The sequence below is a fragment of the Pseudomonas sp. IT-196MI5 genome (genome assembly GCF_949767415.1).
In the GTDB taxonomy this organism is placed as follows: domain Bacteria; phylum Pseudomonadota; class Gammaproteobacteria; order Pseudomonadales; family Pseudomonadaceae; genus Aquipseudomonas.
This window is the reverse complement of record NZ_CATKPZ010000033.1, coordinates 90,803-105,202: the sequence shown is the minus strand read 5'-3', so window position 1 is coordinate 105,202 and position 14,400 is coordinate 90,803. Positions and strand designations below refer to the sequence as shown.

Sequence of the window (14,400 nt, the reverse complement as noted above, 5' to 3'; positions counted from 1 at the left end):
GTCTCAATCGAATAATTCCCGGTGGCCGTCAGATGGTCATCGGAGTTCCTTTCATCTGGCTGTTCCTGTTCTTCATGCTGCCGTTCTTCATTGTTCTGAAGATCAGCTTCGCCGAAGCGGACGTCGCCATTCCGCCGTACACCGAAATCTACAGCTACGCCGAGCAGAAGCTGCAGTTGCTGCTTAACCTGGGTAACTACGCGATGCTGGCCGGTGACGAGCTGTACATCGCCGCTTACCTCGGCTCGTTGAAGATGGCGCTTTTCAGCACCATCCTCTGCCTGCTGATCGGCTACCCGATGGCCTACGGCATCTCCGTTGCCCGCAAGGAAGTGCAGACGGTGCTGGTGCTGCTGATCATGATGCCGACCTGGACTGCGATCCTGATCCGCGTTTACGCGTGGATGGGCATCCTCAGCAACAACGGCCTGCTCAACGGTTTCCTGATGAGCATGGGCTGGATCGACGAACCGCTGCAGATCCTCAACACCAACCTGGCGGTCTATATCGGCGTGGTCTATTCCTACCTGCCGTTCATGATCCTGCCGCTGTACGCCAACCTGGTGAAGCACGACCAGAGCCTGCTGGAAGCCGCGTCGGACCTGGGTTCGAGCACCTTCAACAGCTTCTGGAAAATCACCGTGCCGCTGTCGAAAAACGGCATCATCGCAGGCTGCATGCTGGTGTTCATCCCGGTGGTGGGCGAGTTCGTGATCCCGGAACTGCTCGGCGGTCCGGAAACCCTGATGATCGGTAAAGTGCTCTGGCAGGAGTTCTTCAACAACCGTGACTGGCCGGTGGCGTCTGCCCTGGCGGTGGTGATGCTGGCGATCCTGATTGTGCCGATCATCTTGTTCAACCGCAGTCAGGCCAAGGAAATGGAGGGTAAAGAATGAAGCGCTTCCGTTTCTCAAGTTTCATGCTGATAGCGGGTTTGCTATTCATCTACGCGCCGATGCTGATCCTGGTGATCTACTCGTTCAACGCCTCCAAGCTGGTAACGGTGTGGGGTGGCTGGTCGATCAAGTGGTACGTCGGCCTGCTCGACAACAGCCAGTTGATGGGCTCGGTGGTGCGCTCGCTGGAAATCGCCTGCTACACGGCGGTGGCGGCGGTGGCACTGGGTACATTGGCGGCGTTCGTCCTGACGCGCATTACGCGCTTCAAGGGCCGCACCCTGTTCGGTGGCCTGGTCACCGCGCCACTGGTGATGCCTGAGGTGATCACCGGTCTGTCGCTGTTGTTGCTGTTCGTGGCCATGGCGCAGATGATCGGCTGGCCGCAGGAACGCGGCATCGTCACCATCTGGATCGCCCACACCACGTTCTGCGCGGCCTATGTGGCGGTGGTGGTCTCGGCGCGTTTGCGCGAGCTGGACCTGTCCATCGAAGAGGCGGCCATGGACCTGGGCGCGAAGCCGTGGAAGGTGTTCTTCCTGATCACCATCCCGATGATCGCGCCATCGCTGGCAGCGGGCGGCATGATGTCGTTCGCCCTGTCGCTGGATGACCTGGTGCTGGCGAGCTTCGTGTCGGGTCCGGGTTCCACGACCCTGCCGATGGAAGTGTTCTCGGCGGTGCGTCTGGGGGTGAAGCCCGAGATCAACGCCGTGGCCAGCCTGATCCTGCTGGCGGTGTCGATCGTGACCTTCATGGTCTGGTTCTTCAGCCGTCGTGCCGAAGAAAGCCGCAAGCGTGCGATCCAGCAAGCGATCGAAGAAGCTGCAGCCGATTCATGGAAGCAACCGGACGTGCGTCGCGCACAGGCACCGGAAGCGGCTTGAGCCTGAAATCGGGTTGGCCACAGTATTGTGGTCTACCCAATCCCCTGTGGGAGCGAGCTTGCTCGCGATAGCGGACTGTCATTCAACATCGATGTTGAATGTGACGCCGCCATCGTCGGAACGCCGCCCGGAGCAAGCTCGCTCCCACAGTTTTTTTAGGCGACCCAAGGGGATTCGCGGATGACCTCGACGAAGTTCATCGGCTTGAACCCCGGCTCCTGATCCGCCAGCACATCGGTCTTCACATTACCGAATGTAGTCTGCGGACGATGGCGCAAACCGTCGGCAAACGCGCAGATGATGCACTCCTTGAATCCTTCGCCCCGTGGATGCGCATGCACCACTGCTTCGCGCTGCACGCTGGAAAACGCCGCGTAGTCCATGCCCAGCACGTCCATCTCGACGCCCGCCGTGACCAGCGCCACGGTGGGCCGTAAGTGCTGAGGCACGCCCGGTGTGGTGTGCAGGGCAATCGAGAGCCAGACCTGTTCGATGTCGTCATCGCTCAATCCGTAAGGCTTGAGAAATGCGGCTGCCGCATTGGCTCCATCGACTTCGAAGCGTTCGTTGTCACTGCGATGACCCTGCATCAGGCCCAGGTCATGGAACATCGCGCCGACGTACAGCAACTCCGGGTTGTAGGCCAATCGCTTGCGCTCACCGCTCAGTGCACCAAACAGGAAGACCCGGCGCGAGTGGTGGTAGAGCAGGTCCGATTCGATGTCGCGGATGAATTCGGTGGTGGCTTTGGCCAACGCGCTGTCGGGGATCCTGATGCCGGCGATGGTAGTGCTCATGGAGTTTTCCTCGTCGTGATGAGGGTTTCAGTCTGTTCCAGCCCCCGAAACCGGACAATCGATCCATGGCTGCGATCCCGGCCAATGAGCGTGCATATCGCGCCAACCTCGCTTGTTGGGGGTGGATTGGCTAGGGTGCATGCAGACCCTGTAGGAGCGAGCTTGCTCGCGATGGACGTCAACGATGACGGGGGCTACCTGGATGTACGCGGCGCCCTCACGTCCATCGCGAGCAGGCTCGCTCCTACAGGTGAGCGTTGCAATCAGTGCCATGAGAGGCGCGTCGAACCATGAGTAAAACCGTTGCCATCGTGGTGTTCGCGGGCGTCCAGTCGCTAGATATCACTGGCCCCATGGATGTGTTTTCCGAGGCCAATCGTTTCCTTGCCCCGCAGGATCACTATCGTCTTGAAGTGATCGGCGTCGAGCACGGAATGATGGCGTGCTCCAACGGTTTGGCACTCAATGCCCATCGACATTTCAGCGAAGCGCTGGAGCCGTATGACCTGTTGCTGGTGGCTGGCGGGCCGCAGTTGCCGTTCATGAGTTTCGGTGTGGCGTTCGACACCTGGTTGCGCGATGCCTGCGCGCGGGCCAAGCGCTTTGGCTCGATCTGCAATGGCGCGTTTATGCTCGCTCGGGCGGGGCTGCTGGAAGAGCGCACGGTCACTACCCACTGGAATGATGCGTCGGCGCTGGCAATGTTGTGTCCGTCGACCCGGGTTGAAGCGGATCGCCTTTACGTAGAGGACGGGGAGCTGTTCACCTCGGCCGGGGTCACTGCGGGCATCGATCTGTCCCTGTATCTGCTGGGCCGGGATCACGGGCCGGAAGTGGCGCTGAATGTCGCCAAGCGCTTGGTGGTGTTCACCCAGCGTTCGGGCGGGCAATCGCAATTCAGCCCGTTCCTTGTGCCCCACGCCGAACCGACTTCGGCGGTGGCGATGGTCCAGCATTACGTGCTGGCCAACCTGACGGGAGATTTGACCATCGCCGACCTGGCCAATGCCGCCAATATGAGCGCACGCAACTTCTCCCGGGTGTTCGCCAGGGAAGCGAAAATCACCCCGGCCGAGTTTGTCGAGCGTGCACGGGTCGATGCGGCGCGGGTGATGCTCGAAAGCACCCGCGCGCCGCTCAAGACTGTGGCCTATCAATGCGGCTTTCGCGATGCCCAGCACATGCGCAGTGTGTTCAATCGTAGATTGGGGGTGACGCCGCAGCAGTTCAGGCTGAATTTTGCGGCGATGGTATGAGCTGAATTTGTGGGTGCCTTTTAGGGCCCCATCGCGAGCAAGCTCGCTCCCACAGGGATCTTTGTTGAACACAAATTTTGTGAACACCAGAAAAACCTGTGGGAGCGAGCTTGCTCGCGATGAGGCCAGCCCGGCCAGCAAAAATCTATGGCACAGCCCGCGCCGGCAACAGCTTCAAGGTGCTGCGGGAATTGGCCGTGACCTCTTCATCATTGAGATGCGCCTGGAAGTACATCCCCTCGATGTAGGCCTCGGCCTGATCATCATAGTGACTGTCGAACAGTACGCCGCTCTGGCCGACCGGGTTGACGGTCAGGCTGTGGGCCGGGTCGGCGAAGTCGATCAGGCGCCGGGTCGAAGGGCCGTAGGTGACGGGCCACGGGGCCGGGCCGATCTTCGCCGAGAGGTTGTTCGGCACTTCATGTGTGCCGGGTGCGGCGAAGGGGCCGACATTGAAGATCAGGTCCAGCGGCTTTTTCTGCCCCAGCGGATGGCCATGGGTCAACGTGTGCGCGCTGCCCCACTGCCATTGCGCGGAGTCTGTAGCGAGGGTGCTCTTGAGGTGCGCGAGGCTGGCTTGCCAGGCGGCCTTCACTATGTCTGCACGGGTTTCCTTGCCGAGGGTGCCGCGGTTGTCCCACCACGGCGAATCGGCGCTGGCGGCCAGGCGGGGTAACGCGGCGTCGATCACCCGGGTCGAGAGCAGCGTCTCGAAGAAATCGTTGCCCAGCTCATCGTGCATCGTCGCGTCAGCCAGGTTGAACAGGAACTGGTTGAACAGCGTGGCGCTGGTGGAGTCGAGCGGGTAATCGCCTTGCCACTGGGCCAGTTGCTCCACCAGTTTGAGTTCGGCGGGATCGCTCACCACTTCGCGCAACACCGGCAACAGCGGTGCCAACAGGCGCGGGCCATAGGCGGTGGTGGTGCCCAGTTGCAGCTGCTGGCTGTTTTCCAGGTTCCATTTGAGCGCTTTGTCGCTGAGCTGACGATTGAGTTGCTGGCCACGATCGGCAAGGTTGTAGTAGCCGGGAATCTCCATGCCGGTCGGTGACACCGGCTGGAAGTTGGCCGAGACGATGTAGCCCCGCGCCGGGTTTTCTTCCTGGGGGTTGGCGCTGAACGGGTAGAAGCCATCCTTGTCCGCCTCGGCGGTGCTGCCGTCGAGGATGAACCACGGGCGAACCCCCGCCGGGCGCTTGGGCAATTGCGCCGCCGCCCACCAGCCGATGTCACCCTTGGCATTGGCCCAGACAACGTTCAGGCCCGGAGCCTGGATTTTTGCCGCGGCACCGCGGGCCTTGGCCAGGGTGTCGGCGCGATTGAGCTGGTAGAAACCCTCGAGTATCGGGTTCTGGCTTTCGAGAAACGCCCACCACATCGCAATCGGTGTCTTGCCGCCGCCGCTGCCCAGGGCATCGTTGACGATCGGGCCGTGGGGCGATTGACGCAACACCAGGGTGACTGGCGCCTGGCCCTTGACCGCGATCTGCTGCTCGCTGGTCGTCATGTCCTCCCACTTGCCGCGATACCAGACCTGATTGGGGTTGTCCGGGTTGACCTTCTCGGCGATCAGGTCGAGATCGTCGTTCTGGAACATGGTGATGCTCCAGCCGAAGTCGTGGTTCATGCCCAGGGAGGCGAACGGCATCAGGGCCTGATAGTGGCCGTAGAGTTCAAAGCCCGGCGCCGAGAGCTGCGCTTCGTACCACACCGACGGCGCGGAAAAACGGATATGCGGATCACCCGCCAGCAGCGGCTTGCCGCTTTGAGTCCGGCTGCCTGCGACGACCCAGGCGTTGCTGCCCTCGAACTGTGGCAGGCCGTTGTCAGCCAAGGCTTGCTCGCTCAGGCGGGCGAGGGCGTTGAGGTCTTTCCAGTCGGCGCTGGCCAATGCGGGGGCGGTCCCGTTGAGCACGCCTTTTGGCTGCCAGTCGAGATCGAAGATGTTCAGGTATTGAGGGCCCAACTGATCACGGACGAACGTCAACAGGGGTTCGGTGCGAAACGCCGCGGCAAAACTGTAGGCCATGTACCCGGCAATGCTGATGGTGTCCTGGGCCGTGAATGGGCGTTTTGGAATGCCCAGCACGTCGAACTCCACGGGTTTTGCGTGGCTGTCCTGATACTGGTTGATGCCGTCCAGATAGGCTTGCATGGCGATGAAGGAGGGCGACTGCTTGTCGAGGTTCGCGAAGTAGGTTTCGGCGCGCTCGCGAATGCGCAGGCTGCGCATCAGTTTGTCGGTGTCGAGCAGTTTCGACCCGAGCACTTCAGCCAGTTCGCCACGGGCCAGGCGACGCAAGACCTCCATCTGGAACAGGCGGTCCTGGGCATGGACATAGCCGAGGGCACGGTACAGGTCGGTTTCGTTGTCGGCGCGGATGTGCGGAACACCGCGCTCGTCGTAGCGCACGGTGACGGAGCCTTGCAGGTGTTGCAGTTCCACCATGCCCTGGCGTGACGGCTGCTTGCTGTAGAGGTACCCGCCGGCCCCGGCGGCCAGCACGACGATCAGCAGAGCGAGAGCGGTCAGGCTGCGTTTCATGGTGACTCCTTGTTGTTATTGTGATTCCTGGTGCCACTGTGTAGCACGACGCGCCAGTCTGACGCATCGCCCGTAGGAGGGATTCGTATTGCCAGGTCTTTGCCTACTTCGCGGGATCGACAGGCCACGGGCAGTAACAACCCACAGCCAATGTGTGCGTGGCACTCACCGCACGACCCTCATCGAGCGCCTGCAGAATCGGCTCGATAAAGCTGTTGCTGGAATTACAGGTCAGGCCTTCGCTGTACGGGCCGAAGTACGCCAGTTTGCCGCTGCGATCCCAGATCGCCACGGCCGGGCTGGCGGGGACTTGTTCGGAACCGGGCAGGATGTCGATGGATTTGAGGCTGCTCAAGGTGCCCGGCAATTGGCCGTGGCTACCGGGTTTTTGCACGACATAGAATTCCACGCCATGGGGGGCATAGCGCTCGACCAGTTCGGTCAGGTGTTGTTGATTGCCGACATTGCACGGGCAGGCCGGGTCCCAGAAATGCACCAGGCGGATGGCGCCAGGGCCGGCGAGGGATTCGGGAAGGCGCAGCGCATCCCCCGAAAATATCGCGGTGTGCTCGCTGAACGTGCGCAGGTAACGCCCCTGGAACCAGTCGTAGGCCGCCCACAACACGCCGGCACACACCACGGCGAGCAGGCCGGCTAACAGGGTGACGCGAAAGGGCGGGCGCATCGGTTCAATCCTCGAAGGTCGGCTAGCTTGCCATGCTTGCCGCGACAGATGAATATCGCAGGCCTATAAAGTCCGTTTCACGCTCTGGAATCGTCCATGCCGGCTACTTTCGACCCTGATCTTCTACGCGCCAGCTTGCTGCCTCTGGCAGCCGGGCAGCCGTTGTCAGCACAGGCGCAAGCTTACCAGCGATTCTACGGGCTGGATTTTGCGCAGCGTCAGGTGCGCAGTGGCCTTGGGCGATTCGAGGTCGATGGTTATGAGCTGGTCAGCCAGTTCTGGTGGCCCGAGCGGGCGAAGGCGACGCTGTTTGTCATCCACGGCTTCTACGATCACACCGGGCTCTACCGGCATGTAATCGAGTGGGCGCTGGACCAGGACTTTGCGGTGATTGCCTGCGACTTGCCGGGGCACGGCTTGTCCAGTGGCGAACGGGCGAGCATCAAGGATTTCGCCGAGTATCAGGACGCGTTGCAAGGGTTGTTCGGCGAGGCGCAATCCCTCGACTTGCCGCAACCGTGGCACCTGTGCGGGCAGAGTACCGGCGGGGCGATCGTGATCGATCATGTGTTGAATGCGGGGGTGAGCAGCCCGGCGCAGGGTCAGGTGATTCTGCTGTCGCCGCTGGTGCGGCCGCGGGCGTGGGGTTGGTCGCAACTGAGTTACTACCTGCTCAAGCCTTTCGTCAAAGCCATCGCCCGGCGTTTCAGCGAGAACTCCAACGACCCGGCGTTTTTGCCGTTCCTGCAAGCAGATCCGTTGCAGCCGCTGCGCCTGCCGACAGCCTGGGTGGGCGCGTTGGCACGCTGGATCAAGCGTATCGAAGCCGCACCCACGAGCACGCGGCGGCCGCTGATCGTGCAGGGCCAGGCCGACATGACAGTGGATTGGGAGCACAACCTGGACGTTTTGCGGGGCAAGTTTGATCGGCCGCAGGTGCTGATGCTGCCCGAGGCACGGCATCATCTGGCGAATGAAACGTTGGTGATGCGGCAGGAGTATTTCGGGTTTTTGACCAGGCGGATCAAGGGGCACAATCTCTAGTGCCTGTTTTGGCCCCATCGCGAGCAAGCTCGCTCCCACAGGTTTTGCGGTGATCACAATAGTGGGTTTTCACAGATCCACTGTGGGAGCGAGCTTGCTCCGGGCGGCGTTCCGACGATAGCAATCTGTCAGGTGCCGAAAATCACTGGGTCAGGTTCGAATTGCTCTGCCCCACCGCCAACCCCGCCCGAATCGCAGCCAATGCGGCCTGATAATAAGCCTGGCCTTCCGCCGATTCGGCAAAGGTCGCGAACTCTTCCAGCTCGTCGTCCGACAGGTCGCGATAGACATACAACAGCGTGTTGTTGAGATCGCTGCCGATCTGGTCCATCAGGCGCTGACGTTGTCCGTTCAGCATGCCCTGTGCCTGACCGGCACCGAGCAGCCCGGGAATCATCGAGCTCAAGCTATCGGCGGCGACGCCAGCAATCGCCAGGCTGACTTCCGCACCGGCCTCGCGGGCGGGCAGGGCTTGTGCCAAATGGCCGATGATCAGCAGGCGGCTGTCGCTGGCCTGCATTTTCGGCAGACCCTTGGCGTTTTTTGCCAGTTGGTCACGACGGGTCGCCAGCAGTTCGGCGGCGACGATTTTCTTGCCCAGGGGCGATTGGAAAAACGTCAGCGCGGGTTTTGGGTTGGCGAGCTTATTGCGCAATTGCGCTTCGGCGCGCTGGTCCACGGCCTGGGCGGAAAAACGCTGATTGCTGTTATTGACCAGTGCCTGAAACACCGCTGGAGGCAGGCTGCCCTGGTAGCGTTGCTGAGCAGCCGAGAGGGCGTCGTTGAAATGCGCGCGTTGTTCCGGCCAGCCGGCGACCTTGTACAACTGGTCGTGGCTGTCTGCCCAGGCGGGCAATACGCAGAACATCAGCAGTGATAAAAGCAAACGGCGCATAGGGACTCCAGTCAGCAGGCGACTATTCTCCGTGCGGCATCCGTACTTGTCGAGAATTCGTATCAGCCCGCTGCGCGGCTCTGTCGGATTTCCGGGTACAGGAATACTATGCGCGGCATGCAAATATCCTCTGATCATCCGCTGCTGTTACGAATCGTCGACGATCTGGCCGAGCACGGTTGGTCGCAGCAGAATATTTTCCTGCCTCTGGATCTGACCCAGGCGCTGGCGGCCGAGTGTCGCAAGCGTGCTGTCGAGGGTGAACTGGCTCCGGCCGCCGTGGGTCGTGGGCCATCATCGGAGATCCGCGAAGGGATTCGTGGCGACCATATCCAGTGGATCGACCCCGGCCAGGCCGAGGCTTGCGACAGCTACCTGAGATTGATGGGCAGCCTGCGCGAGGCGATCAATCGCGGTCTGTTTCTCGGCCTGGAGGACTTCGAAAGCCATTTTGCGATGTACCCGCCCGGTGCCTTTTACTTGAAGCATGTCGACCGCTTTCGCGATGACGACCGGCGCATGGTTTCGGCGGTGGTTTACCTCAATGACGGCTGGCTTCCCGAGCACGGCGGCCAATTGCGCATGTACCTCGGCAATGATCGCGTCCAAGACGTGCAACCTATCGGCGGCTGCCTGGTGGTGTTTCTCTCCGCAGAGGTTCCCCACGAAGTCCTGCCCGCGACCCGGGATCGCCTGTCGCTGACCGGCTGGTTCCGCCGGCGCGGTAACGAGCCGTTCTGATCATGCAGAAAATTCTCGTCAGCCGCTGCCTGTTGGGCCACCGGGTTCGTTACGACGGCGGGGCCAGCGGGCCGTTCGATCAGCTTGCGCAGTGGCTTGATGAAGGTCGGGTCATACCCTTGTGCCCCGAGGTCGCCGGCGGCTTGCCGACGCCACGGGCGGCGGCGGAAATTCCGGGCGGGCAGGGCGCGCAAGTGCTCGACGGCCAGGCGCTGGTGATCACTACCGAGGGCGAGGATGTCAGTGCGCAGTTTCTGTCGGGGGGGGTATCAGGCTCTGGAACTGGTGCAAAAGCATGCCATCCGCATCGCCATCCTCAAGGCCAACAGCCCGTCCTGCGGCAATCTGCTGACCTATGACGGGACGTTCAGCGGCGTGAAGGTCAGTGGCGAGGGCGTGACGGCGGCGTTGCTCCGGCGCCATGGGGTGCAGGTGTTCAGTGAGCTGGAGTTGCCGCAGGCGGCGCAGGCGTTGGCAACGCTGAACTGACAACCGACACAAAACCCTGTGGGAGCGAGCTTGCTCGCGATGGCGGCCTGACATTCAACATCAATGTTGACTGGACTGGCCTCATCGCGAGCAAGCTCGCTCCCACAGGTTCTGCATTTACTTCAGTTCTGCAGCTTCGGCACCACACCCGCATCCGCCCCCAGCCACTTCTGCTCCAGCGCTTGCAGTCGCCCATCATCCTTGATCCGCTGCAACGCGTTTTCCAGGCTGGCATGGAACGCCGGATTACCCTTCTGAAAGGGAATCGCCAGGCTCACGGCCGGGTTGGTTTCAGGTTTCTCTTCCGTCAGCGACTGCACCAGCAGAATGGAGCGCGGCTGTTCTTTTTGCGCGATCAATTGCGCATGGGTTTGAGCGTAAGGCTCGCTGAAGTCGAAACGATCCTGGAGGTCCGGGGTCACTGCTATGTGGTTGATGGCGATGTCGTATTTGCCACTTTCGACGCCAGTCAGCAGATCGCTGCCGTCGGTGACGACAAAGTCGGCCCGGACATCGAGTTCACTTGCCAGCAGTTGGCCCAGTTCGACTTCGAAACCCGTGAGTTTGTCGTCATCCTTGAAATTGAATGGGGGTGTGTTGGCTTCAACGGCAATGCGCAATTCGCCTCGGTCGTTGACGTCATCTATCAGTTCGGCGTGAGCCAAAGGGCTCAAAAGGGGTAGCAGGCAGATCAGGCCAGGCAGAAAGCGCATGGTCACTCCTTTGAATTTTTATCGCGGACCCTCTGATTCAGGCTCGCTTTGCTATGGTTGTCGAGTGCCTTCGACAACGAATGGCCATGAAGTTGTCATGGTCACGCGGATTTTACGGAAAAACTGGAGAAGAGAATGAAAACCTTTATGTCACGTGCTGCTTTGGCTGGCCTGTTGATGGGTGTTTCGGTGCTGGCCAGTGCAACGCCGGCTCCGAAAGGCGCCGAAGTGTCCATTGTTTCTCCCGAGGACGGTGCGACGATTCCACAGACCGTCGTCGTCAAGTTCGCGGTCGAGAACATTGCCTTGGCACCGGCGGGCGATACCACCAAGAACACCGGTCATCATCACGTGCTGATCGACGTCGATCAGCTGCCAGCCGCCGGTACGCCGATCCCCAAGGATGCCAACCACCTGCATTTCGGCGGTGCGCAGACCCAGGCTGAAATAACGCTCACGCCGGGCAAACACACCCTGCAGCTTGAACTGGGCGATAGCAACCACATACCGTTCGAGCCGCCGATCCTTTCCGAGAAGATCACCGTCAATGTGAAATAAAAAAAGGGAGCCCCCTTCGCAGGGGCTCCCTTTTTATCACACACAAGCTCGCCGCTGTTCTTTAGAACAGCACGCGGCTACGGATGGTGCCGTTGACGTGTTGCAGCTTCTCTTGCGCCAGGTCCGAGTACTCGGCGTCGACGTCGATCACCACGTAGCCGACCTTCTCGTTGGTCTGCAGGAACTGACCGGAGATGTTGATGCCGTTTTCGGCGAAGACCTTGTTGATCTCGCTCATCACACCCGGGATGTTCTCGTGGATGTGCAGCAGGCGGTGTTTGCCAGGGTGAGCCGGCAAGGCCACTTCCGGGAAGTTCACGGACGATACCGAAGTACCGTTGTCGCTGTACTTGACCAGTTTTTCCGCCACTTCCAGACCGATGTTGGCCTGGGCTTCAGCGGTGGAACCACCGATGTGCGGGGTCAGGATCACGTTGTCCAGGCCACGCAGCGGGCTCTCGAACTCTTCGTCGTTGGAGCGTGGCTCTACCGGGAATACGTCGATGGCTGCGCCGATCAGGTGCTTGTCTTTGATCGCGTCCGCCAGGGCGTCCAGTTCGACCACGGTGCCGCGGGCGGCGTTGATCAGGATGCCGCCTTTCTTGATGGCGCGGATTTCTTTCTCGCCCATCATCCACTGGGTGGCGGCGGTTTCCGGTACGTGCAGCGAAACGATGTCGGACATCGCCAGCAGCTCGTGCAGCTTGCCTACCTGAGTAGCGTTACCCAATGGCAGCTTGGTGATGGTGTCGTAGAAGTACACCTGCATCCCCAGGCCTTCAGCCAGGACCGACAGTTGAGTACCGATCGAACCGTAACCGACGATGCCCAGCTTCTTGCCGCGGATCTCGAAGGAGTTGGCCGCGCTCTTGATCCAGCCGCCACGGTGGCAGGAAGCGTTCTTCTCAGGGATGCCGCGCAACAGCAGGATCGCTTCGGCCAGCACCAGCTCCGCTACGGAGCGGGTGTTGGAGTACGGCGCGTTGAACACGGCGATACCGCGCTCACGGGCCGCGTCCAGGTCGACCTGGTTGGTGCCGATGCAGAAACACCCTACAGCCACGAGCTTCTTCGCGTGATCGAAGATCTCTTCGGTCAGTTGAGTGCGGGAGCGAATGCCGATGAAGTGAGCATCAGCGATCTTTTCCTTGAGCTGGGCTTCCGGCAGAGAACCGGTGAGGTACTCGATGCTGGTGTAGCCCGCCGCCTTGAGGACGTCGACAGCCGATTGGTGGACGCCTTCGAGAAGAAGGAACTTGATCTTGCTCTTATCGAGAGAAGTCTTGCTCATCTGCGTAAACCTGTATCCCGGAGAAAAATGGCAGGAGATAGCCAGCAGACGCTGACCCGGACGGCACGACAGCCGTCACCGCAGAACAGCCCTTGGGCACAATCCTGCGGGGTCGGTATGCTAGCATATGCGCCCCGCTAAACACTCATTCCTGCGACGTGAAGCGTTCTCAGGATGACCATGAATTGTTCGAGAGTTCTGTCGATGACCAATCCTGCCCTGATTGATGAGCTGAAGACACTGGTTGAGCCTGGCAAGGTGCTGACCGATGCCGACTCCCTGAATGCTTACGGAAAGGATTGGACCAAGCATTTCGCCCCGGCCCCGACCGCCATTGTGTTCCCCAAGACCACCGAGCAGGTCCAGGCCATTGTCCTGTGGGCCAATAAACACAAGGTGGCACTGGTGCCGTCCGGCGGTCGTACCGGGTTGTCCGCTGCTGCCGTGGCAGCCAATGGCGAAGTGGTCGTGTCGTTCGACTATATGAACCAGATCCTCGACGTGAACCTCACGGACCGCACCGCGGTTTGTCAGCCGGGCGTTGTCACCGAGCATCTGCAGAACGTGGCCGAAGAAAAGGGCCTGTACTACCCGGTGGACTTCGCTTCGGCAGGGTCGAGCCAGATTGGCGGCAATATCGGCACCAATGCCGGCGGAATCAAGGTTATTCGCTACGGCATGACCCGTAACTGGGTCGCCGGCATGAAAGTGGTCACCGGCAAGGGCGACGTGCTGGAACTGAACCGCGACCTGATCAAGAACGCTACCGGCTACGACATGCGTCAGCTGTTCATCGGCGCCGAAGGCACCCTTGGTTTCGTGGTCGAAGCGACCATGCGCCTGGATCGCGCACCGAAAAACCTCACCGCGATGGTCCTCGGTACCGCCGATTTCGACTCGATCATGCCGGTGCTGCACGCCTTCCAGGGCAAGCTTGACCTGACCGCCTTCGAATTCTTCTCCGACAAGGCCCTGGCCAAAGTCATGGGGCGTGGCGATGTCCCGGCGCCGTTCGAAACCGACTGCCCGTTCTACGCGCTGCTGGAGTTCGAAGCGACCACCGAAGATGTAGCCAACCACGCCCTGGAAACCTTCGAGCACTGCGTCGAGCAGGGCTGGGTACTGGACGGCGTGATGAGCCAGAGCGAAACCCAGCTGCAAAACCTGTGGAAACTGCGCGAATACATCTCCGAAACCATTTCCCACTGGACGCCGTACAAAAACGACATCTCGGTCACCGTGTCGAAAGTCCCGGCGTTCCTGAAGGAAATCGACGCGATCGTCGGCGAACACTACCCGGACTTCGAAATCGTCTGGTTCGGCCACATCGGCGACGGCAACCTGCACTTGAACATCCTCAAGCCGGATAACCTGAGCAAGGACGAGTTCTTCGCCAAGTGCGCCACCGTCAACAAGTGGGTGTTCGAAACCGTCGAGAAGTACAACGGTTCGATTTCCGCCGAGCATGGCGTGGGCATGACCAAGCGTGATTACTTGACCTACAGCCGCTCCCCGGTCGAGATCGAGTACATGAAAGCGGTCAAGGCAGTGTTCGACCCGAACGGCATCATGAACCCGGGCAAGATCTTCGCGGTTTGATCTG

General features: G+C 60.7%; 13 protein-coding genes and 1 pseudogene. 8 read left to right on the top strand and 6 right to left on the bottom strand.

The features are described from left to right. Positions 1-14 precede the first annotated feature (14 nt). Together ACM6IK_RS18845 and ACM6IK_RS18840 are read left to right on the top strand one after the other, a co-directional pair. Complete coding sequence (locus ACM6IK_RS18845) at positions 15-896, top strand: ABC transporter permease subunit (protein WP_191622238.1); 882 nt, start codon at positions 15-17, stop codon at positions 894-896. Further along, the gene (locus ACM6IK_RS18840; protein ID WP_108217123.1) at positions 893-1,783 is read left to right on the top strand and encodes an ABC transporter permease subunit; all 891 of its coding nucleotides are present in this window, start codon (positions 893-895) and stop codon (positions 1,781-1,783) included. The genes ACM6IK_RS18845 and ACM6IK_RS18840 overlap by 4 nt, the downstream gene beginning before the upstream one ends. A 155-nt stretch (positions 1,784-1,938) precedes the next feature. Here the strand turns inward: ACM6IK_RS18840 and ACM6IK_RS18835 are convergent, their stop codons facing one another. After that, a complete protein-coding gene (locus ACM6IK_RS18835) occupies positions 1,939-2,580 on the bottom strand; it encodes an HD domain-containing protein (protein ID WP_414875550.1) in 642 nt (213 codons plus the stop codon). Positions 2,581-2,870: 290 nt separating this feature from the next. On the opposite strand from ACM6IK_RS18835, the gene ACM6IK_RS18830 reads away from it, so the two are divergent. Beyond that, the gene (locus tag ACM6IK_RS18830) at positions 2,871-3,836 is read left to right on the top strand and encodes a GlxA family transcriptional regulator (RefSeq protein WP_414875549.1); all 966 of its coding nucleotides are present in this window, start codon (positions 2,871-2,873) and stop codon (positions 3,834-3,836) included. A 145-nt stretch (positions 3,837-3,981) separates the two neighbouring features. Here ACM6IK_RS18830 and ACM6IK_RS18825 read toward each other — a convergent pair whose 3' ends face one another. Continuing rightward, positions 3,982-6,381 (bottom strand): penicillin acylase family protein, encoded by a 2,400-nt coding sequence (locus tag ACM6IK_RS18825; protein ID WP_414875548.1) that lies wholly within the window; start codon positions 6,379-6,381, stop codon positions 3,982-3,984. A 103-nt stretch (positions 6,382-6,484) separates the two neighbouring features. Next, positions 6,485-7,066: a DUF6436 domain-containing protein gene (locus tag ACM6IK_RS18820; RefSeq protein WP_414875547.1), complete on the bottom strand. Its 582-nt coding sequence runs from the start codon at positions 7,064-7,066 to the stop codon at positions 6,485-6,487. 96 nt (positions 7,067-7,162) lie between these two features. Here ACM6IK_RS18820 and ACM6IK_RS18815 point away from each other — a divergent pair, with 96 nt between their 5' ends. Then, positions 7,163-8,110: an alpha/beta hydrolase gene (locus ACM6IK_RS18815; RefSeq protein WP_414875546.1), complete on the top strand. Its 948-nt coding sequence runs from the start codon at positions 7,163-7,165 to the stop codon at positions 8,108-8,110. A gap of 142 nt (positions 8,111-8,252) precedes the next feature. Here ACM6IK_RS18815 and ACM6IK_RS18810 read toward each other — a convergent pair whose 3' ends face one another. After that, positions 8,253-9,005 carry a DUF2059 domain-containing protein gene (locus tag ACM6IK_RS18810; protein WP_414875545.1) on the bottom strand — a complete coding sequence of 251 codons (753 nt, stop codon included), beginning with the start codon at positions 9,003-9,005 and terminating at the stop codon, positions 8,253-8,255. A gap of 108 nt (positions 9,006-9,113) precedes the next feature. Between ACM6IK_RS18810 and ACM6IK_RS18805 the strand changes: the two genes are divergently transcribed. Next, the gene (locus ACM6IK_RS18805; protein ID WP_414875544.1) at positions 9,114-9,746 is read left to right on the top strand and encodes a 2OG-Fe(II) oxygenase; all 633 of its coding nucleotides are present in this window, start codon (positions 9,114-9,116) and stop codon (positions 9,744-9,746) included. Positions 9,747-9,748: 2 nt separating this feature from the next. Next, positions 9,749-10,235, top strand: a pseudogene (locus ACM6IK_RS18800) (DUF523 domain-containing protein). 122 nt (positions 10,236-10,357) lie between these two features. Here ACM6IK_RS18800 and ACM6IK_RS18795 read toward each other — a convergent pair. Further along, complete coding sequence (locus tag ACM6IK_RS18795; RefSeq protein ID WP_414875543.1) at positions 10,358-10,948, bottom strand: transporter substrate-binding domain-containing protein; 591 nt, start codon at positions 10,946-10,948, stop codon at positions 10,358-10,360. A 135-nt stretch (positions 10,949-11,083) separates the two neighbouring features. Here ACM6IK_RS18795 and ACM6IK_RS18790 point away from each other — a divergent pair, with 135 nt between their 5' ends. After that, the gene (locus ACM6IK_RS18790; RefSeq protein ID WP_414875542.1) at positions 11,084-11,506 is read left to right on the top strand and encodes a DUF4399 domain-containing protein; all 423 of its coding nucleotides are present in this window, start codon (positions 11,084-11,086) and stop codon (positions 11,504-11,506) included. Positions 11,507-11,567: 61 nt separating this feature from the next. Here the strand turns inward: ACM6IK_RS18790 and serA are convergent, their stop codons facing one another. Continuing rightward, positions 11,568-12,797 (bottom strand): phosphoglycerate dehydrogenase, encoded by a 1,230-nt coding sequence (gene serA, locus ACM6IK_RS18785; RefSeq protein ID WP_223456601.1) that lies wholly within the window; start codon positions 12,795-12,797, stop codon positions 11,568-11,570. 204 nt (positions 12,798-13,001) lie between these two features. On the opposite strand from serA, the gene ACM6IK_RS18780 reads away from it, so the two are divergent. After that, positions 13,002-14,396, top strand: coding sequence for an FAD-binding oxidoreductase (locus tag ACM6IK_RS18780; RefSeq protein ID WP_414875541.1), 1,395 nt, complete (start codon positions 13,002-13,004; stop codon positions 14,394-14,396). Positions 14,397-14,400 lie beyond the last annotated feature (4 nt).